The sequence below is a fragment of the Streptomyces virginiae genome (assembly GCF_040638905.1).
GTDB lineage: Bacteria > Actinomycetota > Actinomycetes > Streptomycetales > Streptomycetaceae > Streptomyces > Streptomyces virginiae_B.
This window is the reverse complement of record NZ_JBEZYV010000048.1, coordinates 32,596-43,570: the sequence shown is the minus strand read 5'-3', so window position 1 is coordinate 43,570 and position 10,975 is coordinate 32,596. Positions and strand designations below refer to the sequence as shown.

Annotated in this window: 6 protein-coding genes and 1 pseudogene; 2 read left to right on the top strand and 5 right to left on the bottom strand. The window is 77.6% G+C overall.

All coding sequences use genetic code 11. The annotated features are described in order from the left end of the window. Nucleotides 1-113 precede the first annotated feature (113 nt). Nucleotides 114-1,683, top strand: a pseudogene (locus AB0F82_RS35540) (carboxylesterase/lipase family protein). Here AB0F82_RS35540 and AB0F82_RS35535 read toward each other — a convergent pair. After that, entirely contained in the window at nt 1,667-2,326 is a 660-nt protein-coding gene (locus AB0F82_RS35535) for a hypothetical protein (RefSeq protein WP_362635207.1), read from the bottom strand. The pseudogene AB0F82_RS35540 and the gene AB0F82_RS35535 sit on opposite strands and share 17 nt — an antisense overlap. Nucleotides 2,327-2,402: 76 nt before the next feature. Continuing rightward, nucleotides 2,403-3,158, bottom strand: a complete 756-nt coding sequence (locus AB0F82_RS35530; protein ID WP_362635204.1) for an MOSC domain-containing protein — start codon at nt 3,156-3,158, stop codon at nt 2,403-2,405. Nucleotides 3,159-3,216: 58 nt separating this feature from the next. On the opposite strand from AB0F82_RS35530, the gene AB0F82_RS35525 reads away from it, so the two are divergent. Beyond that, the gene (locus tag AB0F82_RS35525) at nt 3,217-3,699 is read left to right on the top strand and encodes an HAD domain-containing protein (protein WP_362635201.1); all 483 of its coding nucleotides are present in this window, start codon (nt 3,217-3,219) and stop codon (nt 3,697-3,699) included. Here the strand turns inward: AB0F82_RS35525 and AB0F82_RS35520 are convergent. From AB0F82_RS35520 to AB0F82_RS35510, 3 genes are read right to left on the bottom strand one after another with little or no spacing between them, the layout of a single operon-like run. Then, on the bottom strand, nt 3,665-5,548 hold the full coding sequence (locus tag AB0F82_RS35520) for a hypothetical protein (RefSeq protein WP_362635198.1): 1,884 nt from the start codon (nt 5,546-5,548) through the stop codon (nt 3,665-3,667). The two genes, AB0F82_RS35525 and AB0F82_RS35520, sit on opposite strands and share 35 nt — an antisense overlap. Next, a complete protein-coding gene (locus tag AB0F82_RS35515; protein WP_362635195.1) occupies nt 5,545-9,774 on the bottom strand; it encodes a vWA domain-containing protein in 4,230 nt (1,409 codons plus the stop codon). Before AB0F82_RS35515 ends, AB0F82_RS35520 begins: the two co-directional genes overlap by 4 nt. Further along, nucleotides 9,771-10,928, bottom strand: coding sequence for an ATP-binding protein (locus tag AB0F82_RS35510; RefSeq protein WP_356814315.1), 1,158 nt, complete (start codon nt 10,926-10,928; stop codon nt 9,771-9,773). Before AB0F82_RS35510 ends, AB0F82_RS35515 begins: the two co-directional genes overlap by 4 nt. Nucleotides 10,929-10,975: the final 47 nt, after the last annotated feature.

The window sequence follows — 10,975 nt, the reverse complement described above, 5'->3', positions numbered from 1 at the left end:
GGGGGGCCCCCGGGGGGCCCCCGCCGCGCCCCGGGGGGGTTCTCCACCCCCCCCCGGGGGGGGGGGTCTTTTCCCCCTCCACTCCCCAGGGAAAGGCGAAGGCCGTGCCCGACATGCGAGGCATCCGGCGCCGGTGCGCGCTGCTGCTGCTGCCCACCGTCCTCCTGCTGGTGGGCGCGGCGGCCGGTCCGGAGGGGCCTGTCGTGGACACCGACCGCGGTCCGGTGCGCGGCCGGACGCACGGGGCGTACAGCACGTTCGAGGGCATCCCCTTCGCGGCTCCCCCGACCGGTCCGCGGCGCTGGCGGCTGCCGGAGCCGGCGCGCCGGTGGGCGGGCGTACGGGACGCCGGGGCGCCCGGTTCGCGCTGTGTGCAGCTGCCCGTGCTCGGGGGCGGCGAGCCGGTCGGCTCGGAGGACTGCCTGTACCTCAACGTGACCGTCCCGACGGCGGCGGCGCCCGGTGCCGGGCCGCGACCGGTCATGGTCTGGTTCCACGGCGGCGGCTTCTTCAGCGGCTCCGGCGACGTCTACCGGCCGCACCGGCCCGCCGTACAGGGCGATGCGGTGGTCGTGACGGTCAACTACCGGCTGGGCGTCTTCGGCCTGTTCGGCCATCCGGAGCTCGGCGGGGCTCCCGGGTTCGCCCTCGCGGACCAGCGGGCGGCGTTGCGCTGGGTGCGGAGGAACGCGGAGCGGCGAGTCGGCGGGTGCCCTGAGCGTCTGCGCGCACCTCACCTCGCCCGCCTCCGCCGGCCTGTTCCACAAGGCGATCGTCCAGAGCGGCTCGTGCTCGACCACGACGCCGCCGTCGGCTCTGCTGCCGGGCCTCGGCAAATACGAGCCCTTCGTGCCCGCGCGGCGCACGGCCGAGGAGGGAGCCCTCGCGGCCGCCCGCCTCGGCTGCGGTCGGCCCTCGGGCGCGCTGGACTGCCTGCGCGCGCTGGACGCCCGTACCCTCGCGACCTCCGACCTGATGCGGCGCTTCTCCCTGGTCTCCTACGGGGACAGCGCCCTGCCGATGGAGCCGCGGCGGGCGCTGCGGGCCGGACGGTTCCACCGGGTGCCGGTGGTGCAGGGCACCACCCAGGACGAGATCCGCCTCTTCCTGTCCCAGACGCTGTCGGAGTACCCGATCGGCGACGAGAACGCCTACCGGGCCCGGATCGAGCGGTCGTTCGGTGTGGAGACGGCCCGGGCCGTGGAGGCCGCCCATCCGGTGTCGGCGTACCCGACCCCGGCGATCGCCTGGGCGACACTGCTGACCGACGCGTCGTTCATCTGCCCGACGCTGCGGGACGGGGCGGCGCTGCGGCGGCACGTGCCGATGTACGGCTACCGGTTCAGTGACCGTGACGCGCCCGACTTCACGGGGCTGCCGCCGGTGCCGGAGCTGCCGCTCGGCGCGGCCCACGGCTTCGAACTGCCCTACCTGTTCACGATCACCCCGCTGAGCGGGGTGCAGCAGGGGCTCGCGGACCGGATGACCGGCTACTGGACCGGGTTCGCGCGGACCGGTGTTCCGTCCGCGCCCGGTGCCCCGCGGTGGCCGCGGCTGGGGGCGTCGGCGCGGGTGCTGTCGCTGGCTCCGGGCGCGGGCGGGATCCGTACGGTGGACGGGCGGGCCGAACACCACTGCGCGCTCTGGGACGAGCGGTGGCCCGGTGTCACCACTGCTGGGTGATGACCTCGTACTCGGCCGTGCGGAGGGTCAGGGTGCCGTGGTCGCCGTACACCTCGTGGCGCCATGCGGTGAACACCTCGGCGATGCGGCGGGCGTCCTCCGCGGCGCCCTTGCCGACCTGCCAGGTGGAGAAGGTGATCCGCGCTTCACCGACCGACCGGACCTTGCGGACGCGGGTCTCCGTGACCGACACCTTGTCGTCCTGGCCGGTGCGGTGCCCCCGGTGGTAGGCCCTGAAGTCGCGGGTCATGTCGAACCAGTCGGCCGGGCCGCAGGGGCCGCCGCCGTCGGCCGTGCCGCCGTCGGTCGGGGGCCCGGCGGGGGGCCCGCTCTCCTGATCGGTGGGCGGGCCGGCGTAGGCGCCGGTCTCCTCGTCGGTGGGCGGGCCGGCGTAGCCGCCGGTTTCCTCGTCGGTGGGCGGGCCCGCAGAGCCGCCCGTCTCCTCGTCCGTCGGCGGGCCCGCGTAACCGCCCGGGTCCTCCTCCGTCGTGAGGTCCGCACCGCAGTCGGCCGGCGCGAGCGTGGGGACCCCGGCCTGCGGGGCGGCCTGCCCCGCCCGGGTGGTCCCGCACCCCGCGAGGACGGCGCACAGGAGCCCCGCCACCACCACCCGCCCTGTTACGGACACCGCTGTCCTCGTCATGACCATCCCCCCTCGGCCATCAAGAGGCCGTCACGGGGGCCGCAGTTCCATCCGGTGCCGGCCCGGGCCACGCGGCTCAGCCGAGGACGAGCGGGTCGCCCACCCGGACCGTTCCCGGCCTGAGGACCGTGGCGAGCACGTCGAGGCGGTTGTCGTGGGCGGCGGCGATCGCCCTCAGGACGAGCGGTGAGTGCGGGAGGTCCGGCTGGGCCTGATTGGTCATCACGCAGCGTTCGCTGGAGCGCTGGAAGTGGAGGCACAGGGTGTCGCCCAGGATCGCCCTGCGGCCGATCCACTCGTCCTCGACGAAGGGCGGGGTACCGGGGGGTGTGCGCACCAGGAGGTTCGGCCGGAAGCGGCGCTCGTCGACGGGCACGTCCGGCACCTCCCGGCGGATCCAGTCGAGGGTGGCAGTGGTGAGGACACTGACCGGCAGCTGGTCGAAGTGCGACACCTGGCCCTCGCGGGCCAGTTCGACGTCGTCGCGGCGGAGGTAGGTGCGCAGGAAGGCCGTGGGGTCGGCCACCACGCGTCCGCGGGGGTCGACGAGCTCCGGCGGTCCGGACAGTTCCGGGAGGCCGGGCAGTGCCGGCGGGCCCGGCTCCCCCGCACCCCGCGCGTAGCGGGAACGCAGGTGCAGCAGTCCGTCCATGCGTCGGAAGCGCCGGGTGTTCTTGCCCGAGCCGAACTTCCCGGCTCCGTCCCGGACCGCGTACAGCCGGTCGCCCACCAGGCCCCGCAGGTCGACCTCCGCGCTCCGCAGCGGTTCACCGCCGGTCGACTTGATCGGGTACCGCCACAGCCGCTCCACCACGCCCACGTCGTCCGCCACCGCTGTGACGGTAGTACACCCGCCGCGGCGGCCCACCGGGCGGGGCTACCGTGAGGTCATGACCAGCTGGGCGGCCCTTCCTCTCCTCTACCTCGACGTCGACGGCCCGCTCATCCCCTTCGGGGCGGGCCCGTACCCGCCCGGGGACGGCGGCCCCCATCCCCTGCTCACCCGCATCGACGCGGCGCTCGGGCCTCTGTTGGCGGGGCTGCCGTGCGAACTGTGGTGGGCCACGACCTGGATGGCGGAGGCGAACGAGTGCGTCGCGCCGAGGCTCGGGCTGCCGGAGCTGCCCGTGGTGGCCTGGCCGGAGCCCTCCGACGCCGACGGGCGCGGTGGCGTCCACTGGAAGACCCCCGCCCTCCTCGCCCACGCGGCCGGACGGCCCTTCGTGTGGATCGACGACGAGATCACCGGCCCCGACCGGGCCTGGGTGGCCCGTCACCACCCGGGCCCGGCCCTGTTGCACCGCGTCGATCCGGGCGCCGGCCTGACCGCCGGGGACTTCACGGTGCTGCGGGCGTGGCTCCGTTCGGTGTAGCCGTCCATGACGCGGCGACCAGGGAGCGTTCCGCAGCCGCCAGGTGGGTGGCCGCGGCCAGCCAGGCCCAGGCGTAGCCGTCGGGCGAGGGGTCGGCGAGCCGGCCGAAGGCGTCGCGCGGGCGCCGGTCGGCCTCGGCCGCGAGGGCGGCGGCCAGGTCCGCCGCGGCGGTGAGCCCGGCCCGGCGCAGCGGACCGTACGCGGCCGGGGCCGCCTCGCCGCGGGCCGCCTCGGCGACCGCGCGCCGGCCGCCGGCGACACCGGTCTCGAGGAGGCGGCGCACCCGCCACAGCGGCGCGTCGGCCAGCGGGTCCGGGACGTCGGCGGCCGGTAGGGGGCCGGCTTCGCCGGCCGCCGCGGCGGCGGCGTCCGACGGCGGGAAGTGTTCGCCCTGGAGGCGGTCGTATCCGAGATCGGCCCGGCCCAGCCATTCCTCGGGCAGCCGCAGCGTGTACTGCGCGCCGGGCACCGGGCCGACGGCCACCGGGCGCAGGGTGGCGGCGCGGTCGAGGTCGGGACGGCCCAGGACGCGCAGCCGCAGTCCGGGGTACGAGGCGATGCGCCGCAGGTTCTCGGTGTGCGGCAGCTCCGGGTGCGGGTGTGCGGGCAGCAGCCTCAGCAGAGGTGCGTGCGGTCCCGACTCGCGGACGAGGAGGTGGTCGCCGGCCGCTCCGACGACCGTGACATCGCAGCCGATCAGGGCGGTTTCCGTATCGGCCGCCTCGGCCGGGGCAGCCAGCAGCGCGGCGACGGCCTCGGCCGCGGGGCGGGCGAACAGCGGGGCGGCGGGCCCGTCGGTCCATGCGGCGCCGGGCAGGGGGGTCGCCTTGACCCCGCGTCCGGCGCCGAGCCGGCCCTCCGGGGAGACCGTCGCGCCGACGATGCGCAGGCCTCCCCGGGCGAGGCCGGCGTGGTCGAGGGTGGCGCCGCCGAGGGCGACGGAGGCCCGCCCGGCCCCGCGGGCGCGGGCCAGGCCTCCCGGGCGGACGTCCGAGACCGAGTAGCGGGTGCCGTCCGGGGCCAGCAGGTGGGTGACGACCCCGCCGTAGCCGGTGGCCGAGAGCACCGGTTCCCGGCACAGGCCCTGCACCTGGAGGCTGCCGCCCGGCGTGTAGGCGCGCCGGGAGGTACCGGTCAGGGCCGCGTGGGCCGTACCGGAGGCCAGCACCCCGGCGGTGTGCAGGAGTTCACGGAAGGATCCGGTGAGGTCGCCGAGGCGGTGTGCGGTGCGGCGTTCCCGGGCGGCGCGCAGGCCCCGTACGACCCGGAGGGCGGCTGCTTCCGCGCGGGGCAGGCCGGCGAGGCGGGCGGTGTGCGCGGCGCGCAGCAGCTCGGCCTGGACGACGGCTCCCCCGGCGTTCACGCCGGCCGTCAGAGCTTCGGCGGCGGCGTGCCAGAGCGCGGCCGCGGCGCCGAGCTGGGCCGCGGTGAGGGCCGGGGCGGGCCCGGCGGGGTCTGCCGGTTCTGCGTCCGGGGCTCCGGCGGGCTCGGCCGGTTCGGCTGCCGTCGTCTGCGCGGCCGCGGCCGGCGCGGCCGGCTCTGGCTCCGGCGGCGCCGCGTCTGCGAGCGGGGCGGCGCCCAGGGCGGCGGCCCGGTGCAGGCACCGGGGTGCCAACAGGCAGGTGCAGGTGGCCTGTCCGGCCTCGGTGACGGTCCCCGCCGGACCGGGCCGCAGGGTGACGAGGGCGTCCTCGCCGAACCGGAAGGTGACGCTTCCGTCGGCCTCGCGGGTGGCGGCGTCCGCGCAGCCCGCGGTGGCGTCGTCCAGCTTCTTGCGCAGCCGTGCGGTGAGGTTTTCGACCGCTTCGGCGAGCACCTCGGGTGCGACGGGCGGCAGTTCGGTGCTCAACGGGACTCTCCACGGAGGCGGTCGCCCACCCAGCGGGCGAGGGCGAGAGGGCTGAGGGCGGCCACGGGCATGCCGGCGGCGACGAGTTGCCGTGCGACCGGGACCGAGTACCGGGGCGTGCCGGTGTCGTCGAGCGCGGCGCAGCCCAGTAGGTGGGCGCCCGAGGCGGCCAGTGCGCGTACCTCCCCGAGCAGGCCGCCGATCGGCCCGCCTTCCTCGAAGTCGCTGACCACGACGACGAGGGTGCGGCTCGGGACGGTGATCAGGGAGCGGGCGTGGGCGAGGCCGGCCGCGATGTGCGTGCCGCCGCCGACGCGCACCTCCAGCAGCAGCGAGAGCGGGTCGTCGACCCGGTCGGTGAGGTCCACGACCTGCGTGGAGAAGGCGAGGAAGTGGGTGGAGAGGGTGGGCACGCCGCCCAGCACGGCCGCGGTCAGGGCCGACCAGATGACGGAGGCCTCCATGGAGCCGGACACGTCGACGACGAGGACGAGCCGCCAGTCGGCCTCGCGGCTCGCCCGGGTGCTGAAGACGGGCCGCTCCGGTACGACGACCACCGTGCCGTCGGGCCGTCGGCGGGCGTGCGCGAGGTTGGCGCGCAGGGTGCGGGCCAGGTCGAGCGCACCGCCCGGGCGGCGGGTGGGCCGCGGTGTGGTGAGGCCGGACAGGGCCGGGCGCATCCGGGTGGCGAGCTCCTTGGACAGTTCGTCGACCAGTCGCTTCACCAGGGGCCGCAGCCGGGCGAGTTGGGCCTCCGGCAGTCCTCCGGCGAGGGACAGTACGGAGCTCAGCAGTTCCACGGAGGGCCGCACGGCCGCCGGGTCGAGCTGGGTGAGCACGTCGGTGCGGCCCGCCTCGGCGGCACCGGCCAGCACCTCCTCCCGTACGTCGGCGCCGAACAGCGCTTCGAGCTCCTGCGACCATTCCCGGGCTGTGGGGAAGGATGCCTCCTGGCCCCCGCTGCGGCCCGGTCCCCGGCCGGTGCCGAGGTCGCCGGCCCCTTCGCCGTGTCCGGAGCCGTACAGCTCGTCCAGTGCGTGGGCGTAGCGGCGGGCGCCGGCGGGGAGCCGGTCGCGTTCGCGGCCGAGCAGCAGCCGCCAGCGGTCGGCGGGCGCCAGCCGGTGCGCCTGCGGCCGGGGGGTGGGGGCGGACGGGGCGTCGGGGGCGTCCGGCGCCGGGTCCCCGGCCGGGTGCTGGTCCCCGGCCTGGTGCGGGTCCCCGGCCTGGTGCGGGTCCCCGGCCGAGTGCTGGTCCGCAGCCGGTTCCTGCGGCCGGGGCAGCGGGAGGGCCTTGAGTGCGGCGAGGCCGGCGGCGTCGGCGGCGGCCCAGAGGGCGAGCAGGGCGGGCGGGGCGTCGAGAGCGAGGTCGATACGGTCGCCCAGGCGCTCGGTGACCGTGTCCAGCAGCCGGTCGCGGGCGGCCGGGGCGAGGGCGTCGAAGCCGCCGCGCAGGGCCGGGAGACGGTCGAGGAAGTCCTGGTCGGCGAGGTGGTCGACGCGGTCGAGGAGCGGGGTGAGGGCTGCCGGGGAGGACTGCAGCAACGGGCCGGCGGCAGCGAGGAGTCCGGCGAGCCGGCGGGTCAGGGCGCGCCGGCTGTCGGCGGTGCCGGCGCTGTCGATCCATCCGGCGGCGCGGTCGCCGAGCGCGTCGGCCGGGTCGAGGTCGAGGAGGACCCGTACGGCCAGGGCCGCGCCCTGCATCAGCGGGGACGCGGTGGCGGCCAGGGCGGCGAGCGCGTCGTCCGTGCGCAGGCCCAAGTGGTGGGCGGCGGCCCGGTCGGCGAGGGCCACCAGGGCGGCGGCGTCGGCCGGGTCGTCGCTGCCGGCGAGGCCGGGCAGGGAGCGTACGGCGGCTTCGATGAGGTCGTCGGTGAGCGCGGCGCAGGCGGCTCGGGACGCGGCGGAGGTGCCGGGGAGGTGGCCGCGGTGCAGTGCCTCCAGGAGGTCGAGTGCGTCGAGGAGTTCGGGCAGGGTCGCCGTCCGCGGCAGGGCGGTGGCCGCCTCGTGGAGGCGTACGTCGACCAGTTCGGGCAGGTCGCACCGCGCGGCGGCGGCCAGCCCGGCGAGGATCTGCGCCGGGGTCGGGCCGCCGTCGGCGGCGGCGCGGCGGGCGGTTTCGCCGAGCGTGCCGGCGGCCGCCTGGGCGGCGGTGACGCCGCGCACGCCGGTGAGGTCGAGCCGGGCCGGGACGGAAGGCGTCCAGGACAGCCGCCACTTGGTGCCGAGGGCGGTGCCGTCGCCGGTGGCGGCGACGGTGAGGGGCTCCCCGTAGGAGGCGCCGCAGACGAGGAGGCGCTGCAGGAGGACCTCGCGGCGTCCGTCGAGGGCCGAGCGGAGCGGGTCGAGGCGGATCTCGCGGGGCGCGGGGTCCTCGGGGCACGGCAGGCGCAGCTCGGCGAGTTCGGCCTCGACGGAGGGGCCGAGGCCGGAGCGGGGGGCGTGCGGGGTGGTCCGCCCGCGGGCGGTGCCGACGAGCACCGCTTCGAGGGCATGGGCCAGTGCCCGGCCGCGGCCGAGGGGTTCGCCCTGGCCGAGGACGGTGGCGACGGCCTCCAGGAGCTCACCGCGGCCGGGCGCGGGGAGCCCGCGCAGGACGGCGAGGTCGCAGGCCAGCCGCAGTGTCTCGGCTGCCTCGCCGGTGCCGGCGGTGTGTCCGGCCCGGCGCAGCTCCCGGCAGATCCCGGTGACGGCGGCGGACGCTGCCTCCCGGAGCCGCTCGGGGTCGCCGCCGGCCTCGAGGACGGCCTGCTGCCAGAGCGGGTCGCGGATGCCGGCGGGGTACCCGGAGCGGGAGTCGAGCAGGTCGAAGGAGTACGGCACGAAGGAGGTGACGGCCTCGTGCCCGCCTGCGCCGCTCCCCTGTCGGGAGGCCTTGCCGACCGGCCCGCGGCCGGGTGCGGGGCGCTCGCCCGTTCCGGGGGCCTGGCTCGGCGCGGCGCCGCCGGAGGTGCTTTCGGATCCGGCGGCCGCGTCGGCGGCGGCGCCCGTCCCGTGGGGCACGGCGACGCCGTGGAAAGTGTCGGCCCCGGCCTCCCCGGCCCCGGCTCCGGCCTCCCCGGCCTCCCTGGCCTCCCTGGCCTCCCTGGCCTCCCTGGCCTCCGAAGGCGCCCGGTCGGCGCCGGAACCCGGGCCGACGCTGCCGCTCGGCGCGGACCCGCCCGCGTCGGGCCCCGTGCCGCAGGCGCCGTGCGGCGCGAGCCCGGGGGTGCCGTCCGTTCCGGTCGCGGAGCCGGCGTTCGCACGCGACGCGGACTTCGCGTCGGCGGACGGGACGCGCCCCGGGGCGGCCGCGGCGCCCGCCTCGGGGTCGAGGAGGGCCGGGGCGTGGAAGGAGCCGATGACGGCGGCCACTCGGTGGCCTTCGGCGGCGGCTCCGGCGATCACGGCGCGCATGTGGGCCTCGCGGGCGAGGTCCCGGTCCGGCACGGGGCCGTCCTCGCGCAGCGCCCAGCCGACGCCGAGCGCGGCCCGGCGTACGGCCTCCGGGGAGCAGCCCGGTGCGAGGACCTCGACGGCGCGGTCCCACATGTCGTCGCCGTCACGGCCGGTGCCGGCGGCGGTGAGGGCGTCGGCGAAACCGCCCGCGCGGCGCGGGTCGCCCCCCGCCTGCGCGCCCGGGCCCGCGGCGGCCGCGTCCCGCGTCGGGGCAGTGCCCCTGCCCGGGTGCGTGCCGGCGCCCTGGGCCGCCGTCCCGGAGACCGCGCCCGCAGCGGTGTGCGGCGCGGCTGCCGCGTCCCGCGTGGGGGTGGTACCGGCGAGCGGGTCCGGGACGGCGCCGGAGGCGGTGTCCGGGGTGGTGCCCGCGGCCCGCGGCGGGGCGTCGGGGGCGTCCGTGGGTGGGGACGGGTGCGGGACGGCCGTCCGGGGGGTCCAGCCGGGGTCGGACAGGGGAAGGTCGCAGCACAGGACGGCCGCGCCCGAGCGGCGGGCCCAGCGGACGGCCGCCAGCTCGGGGGAGAAGTCCGCGAACGGGTAGAACGCCAGGCGGCCGTCCTCGCCGGTGCCCGCCAGGGCGACCGGGGCAACGGTCTCCGGGTCGGCCAGGTGCTCCAGCCACGGCTGGAAGTCCGCCGGGAGCTCGACGCAGACGAGGTCCGCGCCGGAGGCGTCCAGCAGGGCCGGCACCACCGCGGCCAGCGCGGGGCTGTGGTGCCGTACCCCGATGAGGTAGGGCTCGCGGGCCGCGGCGAGCGCGTCGACCGCGGCCCGCGGGTCGGTGTGCGTCAACGCAGGCTCCCGCGCAGGTCCCAGAGGCGGCGCCACATCGCCGAGCCGTCCTCGGCGCGGCGCCGGACCGGGCCGTCCCAGTACCCCAGCAGCCTTCCGTGGTCGGCGGGGTCGTCCTTGCGTACGACGCCCAGCAGGTGCCCCGGCAGCAGGTCCAGCACGTCCCCGTCCGGCAGGTAGGCGGCGGCGACGCCGAGCGAGGCCGCCACCTGTACCGCCTCGGCGGTGGACATGACCGTACCCGGGCGTTCCACGTCCCAGCCCTCGGCGGACCGTCCCGAGCGCAGGTCGCGGAAGACGGTGACGAGCGCGTCGAGCACGGCGTCGTCCACGCCGAAGGCGGCGCCGGCCCGCTGGACGGCGGCGACGGCCTGGCGGCGGATCAGCGTGGCCTCCGCGTCCGCGTCGGCGATCGGGGCGACGGTCTCGAAGTTGAAGCGCCGCTTGAGGGCGGCGGACATCTCGGAGACGCCGCGGTCGCGCAGGTTGGCGGTGGCGATGACGGTGAAGCCGGGGGCCGCGCAGACCACCGCGTCCTCGGTGGCGGTCAGTTCGGGCACGCTGACGCGCCGGTCCGAGAGGATCGAGACGAGCGCGTCCTGCACCTCGGGCAGGCAGCGGGTGATCTCCTCCACGCGGACGACGCGCCCGGTGCGCATGGCCGACAGCACCGGTGAGTCGACCAGCGCTTGCGGGGTGGGGCCCTGCGCGAGCAGGAGGGCGTAGTTCCAGCCGTATCGGAAGGCGTCCTCGGTGGTGCCGGCGGTGCCCTGGACGGTGAGGGAGCTCGTGCCGCAGACGGCGGCGGCCAGCAGTTCGGACAGCATCGACTTGGCGGTTCCGGGCTCGCCGGTGAGGAGCAGTCCGCGCTCTCCGGCGAGGGTGACGACGCACCGCTCCACCAGGGCGCGTTCGCCGACGAACTTGGTGGCGATGGCCAGCTTGGCCGGGAGGCCGGCGCGGCGCTTGGGAAGGGCCAGTTCGGTGCCGTCGCTGCCGCAGATGAAGGTGACGACGGCCCGCGGGGTCAACGCCCAGCCGGGCGGCCTGGGGCCGGTGTCGTGGGCGGCGAGGAAGGCTAGTTCGGCGGCGTGCCGCTCTTCGGCGGGCAGCACCTGCCGGGCGGCGGGGGCGGATGGTGCGGTGACGGTCATCGTGTTCCTCTGCGGGTGTGCGCGGTGTGCGAAGGGGTGGTCGGGGG

Bases quoted from the DNA above. Each gene is read 5' to 3' on its own strand.
- AB0F82_RS35535 (WP_362635207.1), bottom strand. From the start codon at position 2,326: ATGACGAGGACAGCGGTGTCCGTAACAGGGCGGGTGGTGGTGGCGGGG.
- AB0F82_RS35525 (WP_362635201.1), top strand. From the start codon at position 3,217: ATGACCAGCTGGGCGGCCCTTCCTCTCCTCTACCTCGACGTCGACGGC.
- AB0F82_RS35510 (WP_356814315.1), bottom strand. From the start codon at position 10,928: ATGACCGTCACCGCACCATCCGCCCCCGCCGCCCGGCAGGTGCTGCCC.